At 42.8% G+C, this 21,308-nt stretch carries 15 protein-coding genes; 4 read left to right on the forward strand and 11 right to left on the reverse strand.

Annotated features, from left to right (window positions below):
• The first annotated feature begins 362 nt into the window (after positions 1–362).
• On the forward strand, positions 363–2,783 hold the full coding sequence (locus OGY08_RS15810; RefSeq protein WP_000681217.1) for an Ig-like domain-containing protein: 2,421 nt from the start codon (positions 363–365) through the stop codon (positions 2,781–2,783).
• A 2,077-nt stretch (positions 2,784–4,860) separates the two neighbouring features.
• Here the strand turns inward: OGY08_RS15810 and repHI2 are convergent.
• Complete coding sequence (gene repHI2, locus OGY08_RS15815; protein WP_000159528.1) at positions 4,861–5,949, reverse strand: IncHI-type plasmid replication initiator protein RepHI2; 1,089 nt, start codon at positions 5,947–5,949, stop codon at positions 4,861–4,863.
• 1,107 nt (positions 5,950–7,056) lie between these two features.
• Positions 7,057–9,513 carry an Ig-like domain-containing protein gene (locus tag OGY08_RS15820; RefSeq protein WP_001232713.1) on the reverse strand — a complete coding sequence of 819 codons (2,457 nt, stop codon included), beginning with the start codon at positions 9,511–9,513 and terminating at the stop codon, positions 7,057–7,059.
• 372 nt (positions 9,514–9,885) lie between these two features.
• On the opposite strand from OGY08_RS15820, the gene OGY08_RS15825 reads away from it, so the two are divergent.
• On the forward strand, positions 9,886–10,512 hold the full coding sequence (locus tag OGY08_RS15825; RefSeq protein WP_000966518.1) for a hypothetical protein: 627 nt from the start codon (positions 9,886–9,888) through the stop codon (positions 10,510–10,512).
• A gap of 57 nt (positions 10,513–10,569) precedes the next feature.
• Here the strand turns inward: OGY08_RS15825 and OGY08_RS15830 are convergent, their stop codons facing one another.
• From OGY08_RS15830 to OGY08_RS15850, 5 genes are all read right to left on the reverse strand, one after another.
• The gene (locus OGY08_RS15830; RefSeq protein WP_000535423.1) at positions 10,570–10,851 is read right to left on the reverse strand and encodes a hypothetical protein; all 282 of its coding nucleotides are present in this window, start codon (positions 10,849–10,851) and stop codon (positions 10,570–10,572) included.
• On the reverse strand, positions 10,838–11,293 hold the full coding sequence (locus tag OGY08_RS15835) for a hypothetical protein (protein ID WP_000502495.1): 456 nt from the start codon (positions 11,291–11,293) through the stop codon (positions 10,838–10,840). The genes OGY08_RS15830 and OGY08_RS15835 overlap by 14 nt, the downstream gene beginning before the upstream one ends.
• Before the next feature lie 48 nt (positions 11,294–11,341).
• Positions 11,342–11,518 carry a hypothetical protein gene (locus OGY08_RS15840; protein ID WP_000070862.1) on the reverse strand — a complete coding sequence of 59 codons (177 nt, stop codon included), beginning with the start codon at positions 11,516–11,518 and terminating at the stop codon, positions 11,342–11,344.
• On the reverse strand, positions 11,515–13,206 hold the full coding sequence (locus tag OGY08_RS15845; RefSeq protein ID WP_000096325.1) for a DUF4942 domain-containing protein: 1,692 nt from the start codon (positions 13,204–13,206) through the stop codon (positions 11,515–11,517). Before OGY08_RS15845 ends, OGY08_RS15840 begins: the two co-directional genes overlap by 4 nt.
• A 247-nt stretch (positions 13,207–13,453) precedes the next feature.
• Complete coding sequence (locus OGY08_RS15850; RefSeq protein ID WP_000114860.1) at positions 13,454–14,617, reverse strand: ParB-like helix-turn-helix domain-containing protein; 1,164 nt, start codon at positions 14,615–14,617, stop codon at positions 13,454–13,456.
• Between the two features lie 369 nt (positions 14,618–14,986).
• Between OGY08_RS15850 and OGY08_RS15855 the strand changes: the two genes are divergently transcribed.
• The gene (locus OGY08_RS15855) at positions 14,987–15,799 is read left to right on the forward strand and encodes a DNA adenine methylase (RefSeq protein ID WP_001121574.1); all 813 of its coding nucleotides are present in this window, start codon (positions 14,987–14,989) and stop codon (positions 15,797–15,799) included.
• An 8-nt stretch (positions 15,800–15,807) separates the two neighbouring features.
• On the opposite strand, the gene OGY08_RS15860 is transcribed toward OGY08_RS15855, so the two are convergent.
• The 4 genes from OGY08_RS15860 to OGY08_RS15875 form a co-directional block, all read right to left on the reverse strand.
• Complete coding sequence (locus tag OGY08_RS15860; RefSeq protein ID WP_001805246.1) at positions 15,808–16,641, reverse strand: hypothetical protein; 834 nt, start codon at positions 16,639–16,641, stop codon at positions 15,808–15,810.
• Between the two features lie 255 nt (positions 16,642–16,896).
• The gene (locus OGY08_RS15865) at positions 16,897–17,613 is read right to left on the reverse strand and encodes a DnaJ-like cysteine-rich domain-containing protein (protein WP_000838219.1); all 717 of its coding nucleotides are present in this window, start codon (positions 17,611–17,613) and stop codon (positions 16,897–16,899) included.
• On the reverse strand, positions 17,610–17,810 hold the full coding sequence (locus OGY08_RS15870; protein ID WP_000594930.1) for a hypothetical protein: 201 nt from the start codon (positions 17,808–17,810) through the stop codon (positions 17,610–17,612). The genes OGY08_RS15865 and OGY08_RS15870 overlap by 4 nt, the downstream gene beginning before the upstream one ends.
• Positions 17,811–17,829: 19 nt before the next feature.
• The gene (locus OGY08_RS15875) at positions 17,830–18,882 is read right to left on the reverse strand and encodes a ParB-like helix-turn-helix domain-containing protein (RefSeq protein ID WP_001065778.1); all 1,053 of its coding nucleotides are present in this window, start codon (positions 18,880–18,882) and stop codon (positions 17,830–17,832) included.
• Between the two features lie 476 nt (positions 18,883–19,358).
• Between OGY08_RS15875 and OGY08_RS15880 the strand changes: the two genes are divergently transcribed.
• Positions 19,359–20,234 carry a RepB family plasmid replication initiator protein gene (locus tag OGY08_RS15880; RefSeq protein WP_000594611.1) on the forward strand — a complete coding sequence of 292 codons (876 nt, stop codon included), beginning with the start codon at positions 19,359–19,361 and terminating at the stop codon, positions 20,232–20,234.
• Positions 20,235–21,308: the final 1,074 nt, after the last annotated feature.

The following is a 21,308-nucleotide window of genomic DNA, read 5'->3' on the forward strand; positions in this document are numbered from 1 at the left end:
TAATGCCGCCAGGTTTTGATTCATATATGCCGTCCGTTAACGCATTTATATCTGACATACCTAATTTATCCTGATTCTTTTTTACACAAAGTAAAAGCATCACTTAATGCGATATGTGGATGCCGATAGTTTCAGGCTAATGTTATAAGTTTTGCAATCGTTGCCAGTTTGGACACCACAGAAATGTCAGATGTAATTCCAAAAAGAAAGATTTCCGTCCTGAACGCACAATAAGGTTTGTCGAAAGGCAAATTATAGATTTGTAATTTCGAGCACCATATGGAGAAGTTTTTTATACTTTTACGAACATAGTGACCTTTAGGAAAAGCTTAAAATAACACCAAACCTAAAGGGGAATAAGAATGAAACATCTCGCTTTTATTACTGCTGTAGCCGGACTCGGTATGTCTGTTCAGGCCCCAGCTCAGATATATGAATCGGCCTTTAAAGACACGAACGGTATTGAGATCCACGCCCCGTCTTCTCGTCTTATGCTTAATCCGGCATCACCGGTAACTTTGACACTTATTTCAGGTCTTGATCGTTTCGTTAATGTCAAAGTCACGAAAGACACTGGAACTGTCATTCTTAATACTACGACTACACGGACGGGTGTATCAGACCGACTAACAGCTGCTGACGGTAGTGAGTTCTACGGCAAAAAAGTAACTTTGCCTGCTTTGGGTGAAGGCAAATTTGTCGTTCAGATAAACGTGTTAGATCTCAATCAGAAGCCTGTAGCGACCTATAACTATAACTGGCTAATTGATGTCACCCCTCCAGCGGCAAATGCTCTTACCGCTAATACTGGTTCTGGCTCTACCGCTGGTGACGTGTGGAAGCTTGGATTAGAGGCAACGGGGCAGTATGACTTCACCTCTTCGGGCGTAAGTGATGCAAATGGTATTGATAAGGGCCTAATATATATTTACAGGCAGGACGGTAGCCTCTACAGCACTACACAGATGCAGTATGACGTATCCGGCCAAAAGATGTACCACACTTACTCTAAGAATTCAGTTAAGGGAACCGGAATACCAGACAGCAACCTGGATGAAGACTTTACTGCAAAAGTTGTTATCTTCGATAACGCAGGTAATAGCCGAACGCTGCCAACTCAAAAATTTCGCTACGACAACACGCTGGGTGAGATGACACTGTGGGCCGTTCATGATCCAAATACGTCTTCCAGCGTCGTACCCGGGGTTTCTAATTATCCGGCTTACAAAGCCGGTATGGTCGTTAACGAAAACCCTATTCGATTAGTCTACCGGATCCCAAAATCTAACTACCGTGCTTATTCAGAAGGTGGGCTTCAGTTCATCAATCAATATTCCGCCCCCAAAGAGATAGCTGTAGACAGCACTTATGCTTATGTTGAAATGACTCTTCCCTATGGCTCAATTAATGGGGATATGGCTCGTATGGCGAACTTTGGCCAGTGGGGAGGGTATTATCCGTCATACAGCCTCGTTCTAAACCCATCTGCAAACCAAACGCCTGCATTTGCGGGTACCTGGGTAGATTTCCTCGATGATAAGGGGAACTGGGTTAAGTGGAAGGATTTTGAGAGTGTGGCTTCATCACGACTGCCAATTAAAATTTCCCGACTTCGTTTTAACGTTGAAGCCCGGCCCTTTGCACAAGAGATCGGCGGTAAGGCGACCTGCACCATTCCGGCAGGAAAAACCTCGTGTGAAGCGCCTGAGACGTTTGATATGGCCTTGGGTACCCAGGGCTACAATAGGATCCTTTACTTCGTTCGCAGCATCAGCAATCCCATTTTGCGGTCTGAGCAATGGATTATGACACGCTGGAACAATAAACAACTGCCGGTAATAAACTCGATATCATATGACGAGACTAACAAGCAGCTGGATGTACTGGCGTCACTTGAAGGCGATGGTAACTGGTTCGACTCGGTCTCATTGAGGGAATTTTATCTTTCCGATAAGAACACCGGTACCCGGATGTCACCCACAGGCGTAATCAAATCTCGTATCTCAGGTAACTACACGATTGCTTATGATTTATCCCGTCAGTCTGAAGGAAAATACAACGTTGAGGTCAACATCAGGGACTTCTTCCAGAACCAGACCAATAAAACTTTCGGAGAAATTGCTCTGGATAACACTCCTCCGACAGTGGCCATAACATTCGACGGAAAGCCGGTAAAAGACGATACGGTAGTGTACGGCCTGGAGAACCTCAGGATCGCTCTGGCAGATAATCTGACAACCCCGAGGATAACCCGTCTTCAGCTCGTAGGTGGCCCCACAGCTGATAACGTTGAGCTTACGTGGTCACCGGCAGGCAAAGATACATACATGCCTGAGTATCCGAGGCTGTTCCCAAATTTCGAACCATCTGAAAATTATTCAATTAGCGTAACAGTTGCCGATAGTCAGTCGAATACCAAAACCTATACTCAGAAGTTCAGTTATCTACCGAATAACCTTGTGCAGTTACATAATCTACGCACATTATCGGTCAGTTCGCCTCTCAAAACGACAGATGGCGTACCCCTTGCGTACCTGTCCACTAACGTTCTGCGTAAGACAAATGGAGAAATTGCTAAAGGGGTCCAGAACGCAACGCTGACTGTGCGGAAGGATGCAGCCTTCGGTATTAAATTTAACGGGGCACAGGCGGCTCCAGGTGAGTCAGTTGAGGTGCAAATAGATATGGGCCAGGGGGATAATCTTCTGTTACCCGTTTATCCTTCCGAAAATGGGAAAGTTGGCACCTCAGAATTCATGATTCAGATCGACGAGTTGAAGTAACTACCCGGAGCCGACAGTAAAACTGACGGCTTCAATTTTACTGCCCTCCTTGACTCCGATCAGCCAGTACGTCTTCAGAGATTCGCAAGGAAGAACCGAAAGAAAAGTTACTTTAATCGTACGTTTCCAGCGATGCTTTTAAAAGACAATGCACACTCGTTGATTACGACAATGGGAGTGAGTGTCGAAACCCTTGAGTAAGGATACCCGGTAAATATACAGCCCCGGGGATCCTCTTCCTTCAACCGGGGATGACAACGGTAGTGAGTCCGGCAACTCACTCCCGTTGTCACTTCTCTGACATATCGTCATACGAGCTTACTCAAGTGCATCCACAAAGATGGGATCGTTTTGAATCTAAACTGGTACTGGTTAGCCAGTCACTTGCATCTATTCCCCCGTCGATACTTAAGTGACAATTGTAGTGATCTGCAATACTGGTGTCTCAGAAACACTGACGACGGTAGAGACTCAATACCCTAACCCCTGACAACAGGAGTGAGCTTAGAGGTGTTACGCTGCTGTCACTTAATGCTTGGGAATTGCCTGACTCACAACCATTGTCATCCGGAGCTACTGATTAACGTTGAACCGCTGGACTTTAATGACAGTGGTAGTGATGGATAGGCTCATTTCCATTGTCGTCATTTTATCGGACAAGCCTCTTCGTCCTACAGGTTTAAGCTGACAATGGTAGTGATTGGATGATCTCACTACTGTTGTCACTCAGTTCTTTGAGCGGACCCTTCCCTCGGTTGGTCGGCATTAACAACGGTAGTGACTCGATTGGCTCACTGCCATTGTCATCGTGTAAATGACGTACCTTATCAGCTCAGCTGAAAGCAATGACAACGGAAGTGACTCTAATTGCTCACTGCCATTGTCGTCGTGTCTATTGAGAGCCTTATCAGTGCACCTGAAAAGCAATGACAACGGTAGTGATTCTAATGGCTCACTACCGTTGTCACCGTGTGTATTGAGAGGATGGTCCACTTAACTGGACGTCTATGACAATGGTAGTGACTTTAATAGCTCACTACCATTGTCGGCGTGTGAATTGAGAGGATGATCAGCTCAGCTGTACGGCCATGACAATAGTAATGACTTAATGAGCTCACTACCGTTGTCACCCTGTTAATTAAGAGGCTCATCTGCTCTTCTGGAAGGCTATGACAACGGAAGTGACTTGCTGGGCTCAGTGCCATTGTCGCCGTATGAATTGAGAGGATCATCCGCTCTTCTGGATGGCAATGACAACGGTAATGACTTAATAGGCTCACTACCGTTGTCATCCTGTAAGTTAAGAGGTTGATCTGCTCAACGGGACGACTATGACAACGGTAGTGACTTGCTGGGCTCACTACCATTGTCACCCTGTGAATTGAGAGGTAGATCCGCTTAACCAGACGTCCATGACAACGGTAGTGACTTTCTGGGCTCAATACCGTTGTCACCCTGTGATTTAAGAGGTTGACCCGCTCTACTGGACGGCCATGACAACGGTAGTCACTTTCTGGGCTCACTACCGTTGTCGCCACATAGAATGAGAGGAGCATCAGCTCAGCTGAACGGCAATGACTACAGTAATGAGCTGGATGAAGCATAACCATTGACATCTGGCCCAACCGGAAGCCGTATTCGCCAATCCAATCGAGATTCACAATGGCCGTGACTCGCCGCATTAAGTTCCGGTGTCCTCCCAAAGCTGAACGCACACTCGGAGGACAATGACAATGCCAGTAAGGTACACATCATTACCATTGTCACTATAGCTACCAGAGAAGCCGGGATTTGAATGTCGATGGTAGTGAGTGGGTCAACTCACTGCCATTGTCACCCCGTTACGATATTTTCCGTTGGATGTACTGGCCAATGAAGTAAAGCGTAGAAACCGGGTGTTAACAGGTGACTCAGGAGAAAGCGTTGAATTCGCAATCTCGATCTACATAGGGTGGTAGAGAACAATGACAACGGTAATGACTTTTGACTCATTACCGTTGACGTGAAAGAGCGGGCTGGGACTAACGAAAATCGAAGAAGTAATTTAGCACCCGGAGCCTGAACCGCCGGGTTAACTTTAGCTGGCGTTGCTGTTCTTTTTCTGGCTTCGAAGACTACGAATATAGCGCAGTTCTTCAGCGGTTAAATCATGGACGGTAAGAACATCATCGCCGTCTATCGGGTCAGCTGGTGGGCATAACTCACCTTCTAAAACAGAAGACCCTGAGTTCTCTTCTTCATCTTCAACCACTTCTAAAGGAGGCTGAGTATTGTTCAAATTCAGATCGGGATCCCGCTTATGAATCTGGAAGTATACTTTTCCGTCTTTCTTAATTTCGGTGTACTGGAGGTATCCTATCGATGCCAACTCTTCAAGAGCCTTTCTCACGGTAGCATTCTGACTATTTGCTCGTGTTTTGAGGTTCAGACGATTTTTCAGCCGAGTAAGGGATATCGGTATAGGATTTGGCGGTAATGACTCTATGAACGTATAGAGAGCCTGGGCGCTTTCCTTCTTGGCCAACTCCTTAATTGCCTTCAGCTGCATCAAAACCTTATGATCGTATTGATAGAGCTCGAAAATCTTAGGATCAACCTGAAGGACAACCTGATCTGATTCCGGGTCTAACAGGGCAGACTGTACCAGATGCGTTGTATAGACTTTGGACGAGTTATTACTGGTGAACGACAAGGTAACGGATGCTAACCTGCGTAAGGAGGCGTCTATACGTTTTCTGGACGCTGTAGATGAGCGATAATTTTCAGGCGTACATAGCTTGAGGAATTCAGTGAATTTTAAGCTTATCGTGTCATTGTTAATCGGATGATTGGCATAGGTTCGAATGATGCCCATCCACGTCTTAAAATCTACTGACATATCAAGACGCTCACCGACAATTGAAATATTGGTGAACCCCTCGCTCTCCATTAAAGAGAGCGTCTGTAACTCTTTCGTTGCGTCAAAGCCAACCGTTTTATATTCCCGATTTTGACGCCCCACACTCTTTGGTGATGGGACGAACAGCCCGAGCCGCATCAAAGCAATAGACTGCACCGTACGGTTGCTGTTAGGACGCAAAATGATGTCTTTACCTGATTCTTTCTCTCTAACAGAGAAAGCCCTGGTGACCAGGTCCTGCTGCTCAGTATCTTTCTCTTTAGTCATAATAAGTTATCACTGAATGTGTAAACAGATTGGTGAATAGTAAGCCCCAGCGAACTCTATGTCACTGGATGGATCATTGTGATGATCCATATCTGTGCATAAGTTCTACCTAAAAAAACGACTCCACTCATTAAAACTTGGCAAAAACTCTTTGCATACAATGACCTGCAACTCTTATCAACAACGGATCAGATCAAGTTAAAAAGATCTAATGAAAAGTCACTACTATTGTCGCTCTGATCACTACTGATGTCAAAAAACTCATTACCAACGTTATAATAATCACTACCAATGTCAAAATAATCACTACTGTTGTCACTGATCACGTCTCAGGCCTTGTGCCGTCTGGCCTGGAGGCAGCGGGGATCTCTTTTGATCTATCAGGAACACTAAGGTACTAATTATTGGAACTACCTTGTGGAAAATGGGGATAAATAAATGCTTAGTTCTTATACAGGTCTCAACTTGCCTCCCTGATAAAAACTGTCGTCAAAGCTAAATCACAGCCACAGGCATTTTCGGTGGATAAATTTTTGAGAAATAGAAGCATACATGCAGACTCGTGTCGCAAGTAATTGAAAGTAATAATTTATTTAAATAATGCGAGTCACCTTACCTTACAGTGGAAGTTTAAGTCTAACCTCACTACCATTGTCACTTAAAATCATTACCAACGTCGAAATAGTCTCTACCATTGTCTTTTAAGTCACTCCCGTTGTCACTTATGTCGCTACTGTTGTCAGTGACAATGCTCCAGCCCAGTAACCATGCGGCCTACAGCGTACCGGGATCTTCTTTGTACTCTCTGGCACCTTTGGGATCATTTATTGGATCTACATGAGGGATAAAATCTTTTGACGATTTCGTAGTGCAGTTATACCAGCGACTTAGCAAGACAAAAGCTGCAATTTAGTGACGAGTTACTAGTCTGCCCAACAAGAGCAATGCAGAGAAGATATGTGGTGAAATGACCATGGTAGTGAGTCTAATCACTACCATGGTCCGCAGTAAGCGTTACTTACGCAATGAACGTCGGACTGATTTGCAACAACATGGGCTACGGCGCATCAGAAGACGGCCGTTGTGCTTCAGCAAAACAGCCCTGCTTTATTTTAATTCTTCAATGTTAATCATGAACTCAGATCTGCCTGTAAGGCCGGATACAGCAGGGAAAATAGGAAAGCTACGGCTGTCCCCGAGCCCCAAATCCAGTTGAAGCTCTTTGCTTTCACCTGGCATCGCAGAAACACCATTTACAGTCACGCCGAATGCAGCGTCCTTACGGACAGTAAGCACTGCGTCCTGAAGCCCTGTAGCGATTGAACCATCCTTTTTACGCAGCTGGCTGGCATACAGAACAGCCAGAGGAGTATTGTCAGATGTTTTGAGAGAAGCATTGACAGCTAAGGTTTTCAGATTCTCTAGCCTGACGAGATTGTTTGGAAGGTAGTTAAATTCGACTGAGCTTTCTTTAACGTTGTTCATCTCATCTTTGGCCTGAACTGTGAGAGTGTATGTTTCGCCTTCATTAAGAGACGGAAAGATCTTGGGATAATTAGGTGCATACAGGTTGTTTCCCAGATTCACCCAAGACAATTCCACCGCATCAGAAACAGGGCCACCGCGAAGAGTCATACGGCTTAAGGATGGTTTAGTTAGAGCATCGGTGAGCTGTATACGGACGTTCTCCAGCCCATATACTGTTACGTTTTTGCTGATCGGTTTTCCTTCGTAGCTAATACTTACAGATGGTGCTGTATTATCAACGACAACAGTTTGATAAGGGAGGTTACCGGTATTGTTGAATGTATCTTGGGCATTAATTACCACGTTATAACTGCCTTCTGGTACCTCTTTCATGTTGAACTCATACGTGTAGTTCCCAGACGCCATATTTCTACCTGTTTGTTTGCCGGTTACGCTTATTTCTGCGTTGTTACGGTTTTTATCTGACAACCAAACTCGATTTACATAAACATGGTCGAAATATGAACCATCTCCAGGTTGATTCACGTAAACCTGGAGAATGTTGGTGGTTTCAATGTAATCAAATCCAGTGACGGAGGGACCCAGTGTATGCCAGGCTATATTCTCCCATATAGGGGCAAAGAAGGTTGCTTCGGTGGTTGACCTTACTTCATAGCCACTATGAAGATAGCCGGTAGTGCCATTTATAATATCCTGGGGCAAAGAGACGGTACAGGTTGTTGAGCCAGCTGGAATACTGCATGTTGCTCCGCCAGTGATTTTTTGATCATATGGCCTAGCCTGTACATTGAACCGGATATTAGTAAGTTTTATAGGCATATCAGATGCCTTGAACAGGTTCCAGTTTACGCTGTTGAACCATGTTCCATCAGCCTTTTGTCGTTCTATGGGTGAACTTCCCCAAGCCGGACTCTTTACAGAGGCAGGATCCCAGTTGAGCCAGCTGGCATACTGACCAAGATCTCCTCCAGACCATTGATATGTATTCACAGGTCTATAGTAGTTTCCATCTAAGGCACCCTGTGGCAGCTTAACTTCCACGTAGACATAGGTGGCATCTTCGGAAAGGACCTGTACTCCGCCATAGTTATTGGTAATGCTCATGCCACCATTTCGATATGGCTTCCAGTTAGTTCTTGGGATACGTATAACCAACTTGTAGGGGTTTTCCAGCACTGTAAGGCCTCGTTTAAACGGGACGTATCCCGAAGAAATGCCGGGTACAACACTGGTGCTTACACGTGAGTCATGAACTGCAAATGGCGTAAATTCTCCCATTTGATCGTCATATAAAAACCGCTGGGGAGGAATGTTAAGCGTATTTCCTGCCAGGTCCGTAACGATGAAATTGAAGGTGAATTCTTCATCAAGATCACTTGAGGGCATGCCAGCCTGGGTGTTCATATCTTTAATCCACGGATAGAACGCACGTTTATTGGCTGTGTCATAACTCAGGTTATTGTCGGAGACCACAGAACCATTACTTCGTTTAATGACAAGACGGATCTTGGCAATTCCACTAGCATCCTCAATACCGTCTGCAAATATAGAAAACTGGCCACTACCGCCTCGGCCCAACTCCCAAAGTGGCCCAGAAAGTACCATGTCGTAACCTGCGTTTTGACTCGGATAAATACTCTTATAGCGTGGAGGAGTTGTATCAACGATGAAATGATAAGTAGATGTGCTCACTACAGTCTGGCGAATATCCAGAGTTTCATTGACTACAGTAAAGGTCCCTTCTCCGAGCGCCGGTAGAACCATATCCTTTCCATAGTATTCTGTTCCATCGGCAGCAACGATACGATCTGCAACGCTCGTTTTGGTCGAGACGGAGGAATACATAACCTTTTTATCGCTGTCTCGTGTGACCGTCACTCGCTCGTACCGATCAAGACCCGATATCAAGTTCAGAGTCAAAACACCAGCGGGATTAAGATATGTTTGTGTTGCAGGCTTAATATTCCGAACAGCCTTATTGGTATCTGTAAATGAGTAGCTAAATACCTGAGCATGTGCCGAAGATACAGTAGCAAGGGCAGTTGCAACCATGCAGCCAATTAGAGTTTTACGCATATGATGCTCCGGGAATAGGTTATAGCCTTATTCTACGGATTCAGCCTACAAGGTCCGGTCGGATAAAGTGATAATTTGCCTGTTAAAAGAGACATCAAGTGAGAAAGCAACCAACGTACAGAATGCAAAATGGCGGCAGTGCATCTGGATGACGCAAAAGTAACTTTTTGTACCCACTTTTTTGGATTTTAGCCTTCAAAATGAGTATTCAACCAATCATAAAAGTAACTTTTGATAGACGCTGCTCCTTTATGTTTGCCAATTGTGCTGATATGTTTTTAAATTCAAGGAAGCGAGATTTTAAAAGCATCTGTTGAGTCAAATTTATGTAAAATAACAGGGTAACCATCACTTCTAGGTTGAGGAAACCCAATGTTATACATGCTCTTATGCTGTTTTCTGATGCTCAACAGTACATTCGTTATGTTCAGAGCAATGTCTGCAATAAGTAAAGGATCCGCTAAAGAAAACCGGTCTGAAATATCGCTGATAGTCCTAGCAACACTTGGAATTGCATCACCATTCATTGTCGCAATGATTACTATTAATGAAAGTATGACATCTAAAACAGTAACAGATTTTTCTTTGGGTGCTCAGTGGTCCGGAATGGTTTCAGCGGTAGCGCTAATGGGGTTATATGCTCGACGCGTTTGGAAAGAGAAGAAGTCCTTATTTACTGGCGCTTTCCTGGCCTCTTCCTTAATGGCCTTTATTTTTACTGACAGCCTTGTTTTCGTATCCCAGAAGGACACCGGCGTTCTGGCTACTTTCGTACTCGATAAAAACGCTGGAGATATTGATTGTAGTCGCCCGGCTATGATTGTCCATTACAGTAAAGGTGTTCCAACGGACTGGCGTTGCCCAACCAGTATCATGTTGATGGCGTATTCTTCATATCCTTTTTTACCTTGGCCTGAGTATAGCCATGGTACCAGCCAGTCTCTTACGGTTGTTATTGATACATTTATGGAAAACGCTGTTAATCTCAGTCAAAAATAATAAATAAACCTCTCTAGTGAGAGGTTTTATAAACCTGAGCCACCAATCTAATTAACTCTATATTTTTGTTTTAGCTTTTTTAAAGGTAGACTTACCGAATAAAACAGCAATTATAGAGCAAAGGCCTGGCGTTAGGACAAAAGCTAATAATGCACTGCCAAAACTTGTCATTTCAGGCACCACGAACCAGCTGATAGGCCACGTCAGGGCAGGTAAATTTAGCGGATCATAAAGCGCATGTAGAGCGCTTAACACACAGTAAAGTGCTAAAAAGCAAACTAGATAAACAACGATCCACATTTTAATTTGCTCAGCAATTTCAAATTTAGGACTGCCCATGCTTTACCTCAGTGGCTGAATATTGATGGTTAATATCTTTAATCACCCGTAAGCACTTAGTGCATACCTTAGTTCGATTTGTCTGCTTGTCCAGAGTGTATTTAACTTCAAGTTGACCTCCAGCATTAAGCAAAGTGAGCATCTCATCTTCTAACACGCTTCGGTAAATGGTCTTGTCCGAGAGTGTGCCCGGTAACGAGTACTCAACATAATTGTTTGAAACTCTTACCGATTTAGGGATTTTACCACTGAGCTGGATTTCATTCGTTGAAGGCATTACAGTTACTTTAATCACAGTTGCCGGTGACCAGAAATCCTGATAACGCACTTTATGAATTTTATCAGCTCTAAGGCCTAACCACACATTTCCGGCGATAAGAACAATAAGCAATCCATAAACTGATCGTCGAATGTTACGCCTTTTAATCACAATGTCCCCCATCCCTCAAATATCATTCTAAATAACTGCACCAGGATATCATGAGCGTAATTAAAAGAATTCTTCATAACCGGGGTTTTCAGTTGAGTTTGCGGACTCTTTACTTTGCGGTTTCTCGCCCTCTATTTGAGTATCCCTGACAGGTTTGGATTTACCCATGCTCCTCTGAAAGGTATCCATAACAAACTCAATATCTTCTTCTGGCAGGCTGGTGGGTTGGTTGCTCATAGGACTTCCTCTTGTTGAATACGTTCGGCGTACAGGATGCGAACCGAAACGGTCGTGTTTTCAAACTCGTTCTCAAAAACGTCCATCCATTCCGTCCGGAATTCTTCCCCCAGAAGGTTATCGAGCCCCTGAAGAGATAATGGAAGAACGGCTGCTAGAGATCCCCCGGCTGCGAGATGAGATGCAGCTGCCTGGAGATGCAGCCTGGCCCGGTTATCGGCAAAAGGTGGGTTCATCACGACATAATCAAACTTCTTCTGTTGATTAGACTTAGACCATGTGAGGAAGTCAGCTTCTGTCGTATCGTATCCCTTAGCCCGGGAGATAAGGCAATTCAAAGTATCAAGCTCGATGCCAGTAACGATCACACCGGCAGGGAATGATTTAAGCAAATCCGCATGGCCAATATTAGGCTCCAGGAGGGTATCCCCTTCCCCTGCACCGAGCAGGGAATATACATATTCGCTGATTCGGCAAGATGAAGGGTAAAACTGATGCGATACAATATCAGGCATCTCCCCTATCTGGCCGATGTAACGAATAACCTCACACGGATCATAGGAAAATGTCACATCGTATTTTGTTACTGTTGCCCCTAAGAACCGAAGGGTGTCAGCGGCAACACTCGAAGATTTGCGTTCGGCGAGAGACCCTAAAGATGTCCAGCAACTCCATTTATTGTCCCCGTCATTTTTAAACATTAGTTCAGAAAGCTGCATCCGGGTATCAAAGTCGATGCACTGCTTAAGTACAGGGAATGCCTCCAAAGATTTCTTGCTATGAGCCATGCGGTCGGCAGGTAATGCCAGCGGTACGATAGCTGATAAAATATTGTTAAGCCGCTCGGCGATATCAGGGTGGACGTCAATATGCATTGATCCATTTTTGTAAACCCTGAAACGAATACTGTTGCCATCGATGCAGATCCATTTTCTGAACCCCTCATGTTCGACCAACGCCTCAACCAATGATTTGGTGTTATGGATCGCCTTCACCTGTTCGCCACGGAAGAATGCGCATATAACGCGGAGCTCGCTCAGTGGTGAAATGCCAGACTCTTTAAAATCCACCCTTAATTTCTGCCAGGGGTATTTAGACGGCTCGCAAACTCCGGTAGTGATCATGCGGGTGGAGAACCCAAAAGCTTTGTTTGTCTTATGACTGCGGCTCAGAGACTGGAAGACGTCGTAAACCCTTTCTTTAATAAATTGATTGCGGTCATTAAGCAAAGCAACGACTGTGCCTACTACAGCGTCAGCTGTGAAATCAGGGATCACCTGAGGCGGCATAATATAGCGGTCGGCCGTAAACTGCTTATCCCATTCGTTACGTTTGGCATCCGACATGATAGGCAAAACATCAGTGAGTGCCATAACGCGTTTCCAGTATTCAGATCTCAGAGCGTTTTCCGCGAACAAGGCATCCGCTTCAGAGATACTGTGGTTGTAGCCTGAGAGATAAGAATAAAGTTTCTGGTGATTGTGGGTTTTGAACTGGACAGCCATGTGTTTCAACAAGCAGAGTTCATCATTATAGGACTCAACAAGATCCGCGATAATGCCGAGTTCTTTGCGCATATCTGGAAGAAATGTTTCAGAAGAGCTAACCACCAGGCTATGAGAGGTTGTTAAAGCCAGTACGCTGTGACCTGCATTATCGGGTTTAGCTTCAGAATCAAGAGATGACATTTTACCGGTCCTTTAGAAAAAACTTTTACCAGGATAGCAACGTCGCTCTGTAACCTAATAGGTTCAGTGACACGAAAAAGTTTTTTATGTCTCTGAATAAAACTTAAAGATGTCAACTCATAGAAAGAAGCAAAAAAAAAGCCCCGCATAAACGGGGCAAGAACGATACATGGAGGTTTAAAAAAGGCGGGCAAAAAGCCTGAATCCTTAATGACTCTGACAAAACCAACACTTTGCCAAAAGTAAATTATTCTGCGTCCGGCTGTGGGTCAGTATCCTGATCGGTCTCTTCCCCTGCCTTCTTAGCATTTTTTTTACGTGGGTATTTTGGCTTCTCACCATTAAGTTTTGCCTGACGATTCTCCGCACGGCGAAGCTGCTTGTTCTCTGATTCTGTGATCTCTTTTGAAAGATTTCTCAGCATCTCCAGAGTACTGCGGTTCAACGTAATGTTGATTTCTTCGTCAGCACTTGAATCTGTCATCTCCGGCAATTCAATATCCCCCAGTTTCTGTAATAAGCTGGTGGTGATGAGTTTGACGCCTTCTACGGCTTTTGTGGCAATAACCGGCGGAATCCGTGCTGGCTTGAAGTCTGAAGGTCTGACTCGTACCTGACCATGTTGGGTTTTTTTCACCGTGATGCCATTCGCATCGGCCTGCTCAAGTTCCGCGATCATCTTCTTGATACGTGAAATTGCTTCTGTTTCACCGAGCTCATCGATCAGTGAAAGCACGTTAACATACGAAATAGCGTCAGCATGAATCCATTTCTTGATAACAACAGAACAGGTTGTCAGGCGGATAAGAGAACTGATGGTCGTCGGGCTTTTATTTTCACGTTGAGCAATTCGTTCGAGTGACCAGCCAGCAAGAGAATGTAGGCGACGATAGGACTCGCCAAGCGCAACAGGAGAAAGCGCAAGACCACGGTTACCATCAATGGTCGCGAGCTCACAGCCAATTTCATCTTCTTTAATCTCAACGCAAAGGATTGTGATGTCATGATCTTCATCACATGCCATCATTGCGGCTTTTAAACGGCAGTGCCCCTGGCGAACAAAAGGTACCCCATCAATGACACGTACTCGGATAGGGTCTACATAGTCACCTCGAATGTAGGCATTCTTGATGTTGTAGATGTGTTCTTCAACCTCAGGGAGCTTATAGTAATCGTCACCCATTCCCATTTCGCGGGAGTTGAAGCCTGGCGTGACCTGAATTACTGAAGGGTGGATAGCCCATGCTTTCTGGTCACTTACTTCAGTACAAAGTTCAGGGTTTGCATCACGGAACTGTTTAAGCCCAGTGACGTAACGACCTGTGCCAGTAACTACTGAAAAGGCAACATGGGCCGTTTTAAAGACCTTGTCATTAGCTTGCTGTGTAGGTTCTGTCAGTAAAACACTCATAGGGGCTCCGTTACATTTTTCTGCTTACTTTCTGCGTAGCGGGGATACTACCGAAAAAAAAATCCATAATTTTTCGCAAAAAAGGTACTTTTTGAGCCTATTCTGATTTTTCACAAAAAAAGAGGGCTCCCCATTTCTTGTGATGGCATCAAAATCGCTTCATAAACAAAGACATAAATCCAAAACATAAAGTTCAGGTATCAGTGAGGAAAAATCTTATAAATCCGCAATGCTGAAAGTCAAAACTGTGCGTCTTAAACAACTTTTTTTTGCTCCCTAAGTTATTAGTTAAAGCCCGTGGTTAGGTACGATACCAGCACCTAAATTTCTCTCTCAGGTATAGACACTTTGACTCGACATCTCAGACACATGCCGATAATCAAATGGGCTGGTGGAAAAACGAAACTGATGCCTTTCATCAGCCATCACTACCCACACGATCATAGTTGCCGGTGGGTAGAACCCTTTATAGGCGGTGGTGCCGTTTTTCTGAACATGTTTGCACAAAATGCATTGCTTGCAGATAGCAATCCAGACTTGATCAACCTATACAGGACTATTCAAAGACAGAAAACTAACTTTATAAATCAGGTCCAAAACCTAGCGGATAAAACCTTTGTCGAAAAGGACTACTATGAGATGAGGGACCGTTTCAACAAAACCTGTATTTCTGGTCAACCGCTTCAAAGAGCGGCTTTGTTTTACTCCCTGAATCGCCTGGGCTATAACGGTATGTGCCGCTATAACTCAGAAAGAATCTATTCAGTGCCCTGGGGGAAACATACAGAACTGAAGCTTGACTTCAATAAAATAGACTACCTTTCATTTCGTCTTTCAGGTATTGAACTGATCACCGCTGGTTTTGAGGAGACTCTGGCCGCAACCGGCGAAGGAGATCAGATTTATTGTGATCCGCCATATGACAAAACAAGCAAAACTAGTTTTGTCAGTTACGATGGTAAACCGTTCAGCCAAAGCGACCACGTGCTGTTAGCAAATATGCTCGTTGACGCTCACAGAAAAGGCGCTGCTGTTGCGATATCAAATAGCCTGACACCATTCACTTTGGGCCTCTATGAAGAGCGTGGATTCGTCATACACAGACTCAGCGCTTACCGATCCGTAGGAAGTAAGCCAAATACACGGAAAACGGAAACAGAAATACTGGCCGTGCTGAAATAGAGTTAATTCTAATCAACGGGGCTAATCCATTCCTGAAAAGTTAATACCTCAGGGTGAGTTCGTTGAACATAAGGTATAAACTGAAGCTCTTCTATTCTCCGGTCGCCCCTCTTTCCTTCGCAAATAAATGAAATGAGTCCTTGCTGAGAAAGCCCAGTAAGGACGCTCATAAGTCTTATATTTAGAGTTTTAAGCTGTAAGTCGTTATTAATGTCCTCCACTTTATGAGAGCTCTGGCCTGAACGTTTAAGATACTCGTAAACCATGAAATTCGAATTTCGTCGTTTTAACAATTTTTCGGTTATGCATTCCTGAATGAAACCGCCAAGAGCATCTAAAAGCGGACTGAGAACTACCGGGAAAGTTAATGTGTAACTTTGAGAAGTTTTAGACAAAGTAAATGAATTTAGAAAGCTAAAGTTAAGTCTCTTTTTTGAATATGGAGCGTAAGCGACAAGAGTAGTTGACATAACAGTAAGTAAAGCTTCAAGATGTTCCACTGTTATTAATGTGGTTTTATCTGTATTTCTTAGATTATGGAAATCAATAAACGCTACTCTTGAACGGCTAAGCCAATCTTGTACTTTAATGTCGATAGAAAATTGCGATATATGATTTGAACATTCATTTTGGTTGATAGGGCATGCAGACGAAAGATGGTTATGGATTATCATGCATAGCACAAAAAAAGGAAATCGGCAGGCTGTGGGGCATTGAAAACCGGTTAAAGAAAGCTTAGACGTTTCATATGCGCTTACCGGAAAAGTAACTTTTCTTAACGTTGGCTTTGACGATGTTCTTGCATTTTTACAAATGAAACCGAGACCCAGATCATTGTGCATTTTAAAGTCCATCTCCATCATCACCTTTTAGCCTTAACTGTATGGTATTGGTATACAAAAAATTAAAAATTATAATTAATAAGATTATCATTTTTTTACTATTGAAAAGGTTGTGATAGAGGGGAATTTAAATGTAAAAGATTTATACTCGCAGATCTTTATGAGGGATAAAACCCATTGCGTAAGCAACAATATTACGTGAGTGAGTCCTAACGACAGTTTAAGTCTTGGCTCTATATTTAAGCAGTAAAACATTTAACTGTCTTGGAGTTTACTTAACTTAAAAACTGTTATTGCAGCATAATTTTTCGAATCAAAATCATAGAATTTTCTGACTTTTCCAGTCAAATGATAACGTTCACCCAATAAAATGTGATCCTGTTTATCGGCCGTTAAAGCGATCCCGTCATTTCTAACTTTACCAGTAAATGTAAAAAAATAACTCCCTTTACTTTTTGCGTACGCGGCCCTGACTTCAGTAAATGTTAGTTCAATGCTTATGACCTGGCCGATATTGTAGCTATGTTTTAAAATTTCTTGTTCATTTTCCGGAGTTTCAGACAACATCACATCAAAGGTTGTAAAGAAACAATCCAGCTGGCGTTCTGTCAAAAAACGGTTATTGTCTAGTTGCGCCAATATACTATTAGAAAACTTAGTGTTAGCCTTTTTTGCTTTCTCAATAAGTACGTGGTTTCTGGATTTCCATGCTTCGAGTGTTGGGTTAACACGCAGTTCCGGAATGTTATCGAGAAAGGTAATTGGCTCTAGTACCACTAATTTTTCAATAATGGGTCCAACTGTTTGCACCCCATGACACTTTTCACATACATCAGCCCCTTTGTGGCCTGTGCCCGCACATTCGTTACATTCTCTTTCGATAGGTGCATAATAATTTCCATCTCCGTTAAGGGATACATTCACTGAGGCTGGTACCATATGACCATCAAGAGTAAAGAAAAGAGATTTCATTTTCGAAACACCTCCAAACGTGCCTCTACGATTGCTACAGCTTCTTTCACAGTTTTTTCATAGTGGTCATGCCCTTCAGGAAATTGGTCAAAACGTTTACCGTGTTCTAACTCTTCCATGTTGCGTTTAAGGACTTCATGAGTTAGAAGCAAATCATTATAATTATCGATAAGAGTCAGCTTTATAGGTTTAATCACTCAACTAATCCTCGGGTTTTTATTCCTTAAGGAGATCTCGAATTTCCAGAAGCTCTTCTAATTTTGGTTTAGAAAGAATGATTGCTGTATTTTCGTCGTTAAGTAAAGACAATAAAATATTTAGCTTTTCATCATTCAAGATTATTTGAACACCATCATCAGAAAATATTACATTTTTACTATCAACATTTTTGAACAAGTGTGCACTATCTCTACCAAATTTTAGTTCTGTTTGAGTATTCGTTATAGATTCCGTATGTGTACTTTCCACAAGCTCAAGAAATTCAGATTTTAGCCGTTCTGTTTTCTTATGCGAGAGGCGCTTAATACCCAAAGTCTTACGTGTGACTGCCGAATTTTTCTTTTCTGGTCCGCCTTTATTTAAGGTGTCTGGTCCTGCTCCAGCTGCATTGTGTTCAGGTATGCCTACAATTTTGCTCGTTGTAGTCTCAATATTCTTAACGCCAGGTAAGAAACCTTCTATATGTTTTAAAACCATTTTGTGATCGTTGGAATATTTTAACATTATTTCAATGGCGAGCGTTTTTTTGATTAGATTTAGGCTAATCAAACGTTGAAGCTCTAATGGCATATCAAGGATTTTTAGCATATTACGAATTGCGGTAGTTGATCGTTGATATCGCATTGCTAGTTCTTCAACCGAATACCCGAGACTAACAGCATGAGCTAATGCATGAGCTTGCCCAACCGGATTTAGCCCATTGCTTCTGTTACCATCGAGGTTCTCAAGGTATTCTTCAATTTCGTTTTTATAATCGATTAAGATAACAGATAATTTTGGAATATTAGCACCTTCAGAAATTGCTAATTTTAAGCCATGAAAACGAGTATGACCTTGACGAACTAAATATTTACCTTTTCTTTTTACGACCTTGATCATATCAACCTGCCTTCCTTCCTTAAAGGCTTGTTTGATTGACACAATCATCGATTTGACAGGTTCTTGTTCGTAACACAAATCTCCGATTACCGCCTCTCGGGGATTAAATCCCTTTTCAATTTCAACTAGATTAGTATCCACTTCAATGACTGTATGTTTGCTGTTGTTCATATCTTCCTCCTGTTTACTACATGATACATGAACCTCAAATTTGCCAAATAGGGCTGATACATCTAAAAGGTAAACTCAAAAAATTTGCTTAATAAAATTAAAATAAAAACTGTCTTGAATAAAACAATGATAGTAAACCCACTTTCATTTCCGTTTGCGATCTGTAGATATTGATAAAGGAGCGCTATTCCTTGTTTTATATGGACTTATCATTGTTTTCAACAGGTTAGATCAATTCTTTAGATCACTAAAGATCAATAGAGTTCAAGTAAAGATCACGGCATCTTTAACTCATTGATTATAGTAACTTTATGAAAGGATCCGGCATTCGGATGCATGCGAAAAGCATTTGAATGAATAAGGAAGGCATTTACTGGAATGCTTATGGCATTTAGGTAAATGCGTAAAAAGCATTTGCAAGAATATGTTATAAACAGTTTGCCAAATGAAAATCTTATCACCGACGAGTTAAGTTAATGATTAAAAACAACGAGTTAATCCATCCTTTTGACGTAACCAGTAATGAATCAGGTAAGACTTATCAACTGACGCCTAACTCGTCCAAGTCGGTTCAGCCCGTGGCCCTGCTGAGATTGAGTGTATTTACCCCTGTCGGCACAAAAGAAAACCGCGACCGAAACTTTGAAGTTGATGCCTCTGATGAGCTTTCGTGTATGGAAATTGCAAGATCGGAGGGTTATGACGACATCAAGATAACTGGTGTCAAACTATCTATGTCTACCGACTTTAAGTGCTGGCTCGGGATCATCATGGCTTTCAGTAAATATGGTTTTACTTCCGAGAAGATTAGCCTGACTTTTAACGAGTTTGCGAAGATGTGTGGTATCAGTTCAACAAACATCAACAAACGAACTCGTGCGCGCTTTAAAGAGTCATTAATGAACCTTGCATCGGTAGTGCTTGCCTTCTCAGACTCTCGTAGTGGTCGGTTCACAGTAACGCATCTGGTGCAGAAGGCTATGATTGATCCAAAAAGCGATACTGTTGAGCTGGTTGGGGATCCTTCTATGTGGGAACTGTATCGTTACGACCATAAGACATTGTTAAGCCTTCAGGTTCTATACATTTTGGCTAAAAAAGAAGCTGCGCAATCTCTCTATATTTATTTTGAAGCAATGCCAGCTGGTACGTTGTTCGTTAATATGAAACGGTTGAGGGAAAGGTTGCTTCTTACAACCCCTATTCGTACGCAAAACCAGATAATTCGTAAAGCAATGCGGGAACTTGAATCTATCGGATATCTCGATTATCAAGAAGTTAAGAAAGGTCGCGACATACAATTTCAGATCTTCAAAAGAAGCCCTAAGCTGGCCCTTGCCAAACAAGGTTGAAAGCTATCTGGTATGCACTGGTTATAACCTGCTGAAAAATAAGTTATTTATCAGTGCTATGCTTAGTGCTTCTTTTACTACTGGTCTTACATCTCGGCTTAATGTGCAAAAAAGTAACTTTTCAAACGAACTCCTGACTATTCATCTGTATGCCTTTCTGACTCAAGCGTACATGCTAGCCCATTCATTAAATGCCGTTGAGCAAGATGGTTTCGTGCGCACTCTATTCACGTGAATGCCTTTTGTGGATTACGCCTCTTACATTCATACAAATGCTTTTGATGTCGGTATCCCAAAAATTCATTCATTGAAATGCTTTTGTTTGCCACTGTATCCCGAGCATAGCTATGCAGTGGTATAAAAAGGCATTTTGGTGAATGGCATTAGGTCGAATGACACACAGTTCAGCTTTGTTAAGAGCGAGAATGGTCCAAGACATCTATGACATTGGGCATCAGAAGGACTATGTGCTTGATATGAGATCAAAAAAATATCAGAAGCATCACAACTCCAATGGCATTCAAAGAAATGCCTTTGTTTTGTTAGTACACCAAACAACCCAAAATTCATGCAGTTATATCAAAGACTCATTCGCAAAAGGACTCAGCCAGAAAGCATTTGCTTAAATAGCATTGGCCAAAAGCATTCGAATGAATGATGTTCGTATGGACAAGACAAAGTCCCACTCACGCCCAGAGGTGTAAAAGGCATTTAGATGAATGACGCACCGGCCCGAGGATTGTATGTAGTTTCTCCAACTGATAGTTGCCGAACCAGGGAGCACAGTGATATGCGGCCTTCTCAGAATCAAGAGATAGATAATAAGGGAACAAAAAAGATTAGATATGAAGCTTAGTTACCTGCCCGATATCTAGTTAGAGCTTTTCAAACCATCAAAAGTGACTTTTATGCTTGAGGAGTCTCATCAGCTTCAGGATTGAGCTTAACGTAATCTTACCCCCTCCCCTCTTTCAAACTTTTACTAAGCGTTCACTGGTACCTTTCAAAGATTATGCTTTAGGCCCTTTGCTTAAAAATTCACCAATCGCTAAACGTTAAAAAAAGGGGGTTTAT

The organism is Citrobacter sp. Cpo069, assembly GCF_030332785.1.
Taxonomy (GTDB): domain Bacteria; phylum Pseudomonadota; class Gammaproteobacteria; order Enterobacterales; family Enterobacteriaceae; genus Citrobacter; species Citrobacter portucalensis.